Genomic DNA, 406 nt, shown 5'->3' on the forward strand with positions numbered 1-406 from the left:
GGCGTAATCAAACCGACTTCAACCACCACCAGCGCAATAATACCAAACCAGATGCCCAGATCTTCCGCCGGCATACCAAAATCCATCACCGCAATAATCGGATAGTAGATCGGAATGGTCAGCAAGATCATCGCCAGGCTGTCCATAAAACAGCCCAGAATCAGATAGGTCAGCAACATGATTGTCAGCACCAGATACGGCGACAGGTCGGCAGCCAGAATCATATCGGCACCCAATGAGGGTAACTGCGTCAGCGCAATAAAAACGCTGAACAGGTCGGCACCCAACAGGATGAAAAAAATCATCGCCGTCGATACCGCCGTTTTAAGAATGCTGTCGCGAAAATCCGCCAACCGCATCTTGCCATGGGTAAAAGCCAGAATGGCCGTCAGGATCACCCCGACAG

At 51.2% G+C, this 406-nt stretch carries 1 protein-coding gene; it reads right to left on the reverse strand.

All coding sequences use genetic code 11. The features are described from left to right. Positions 1-406, reverse strand: a 406-nt coding sequence (locus Q4563_RS16610; RefSeq protein WP_303605273.1) for a TRAP transporter large permease subunit, incomplete at both ends; no start/stop codon positions are given.

This window comes from Gilvimarinus sp. 1_MG-2023 (assembly GCF_030548285.1).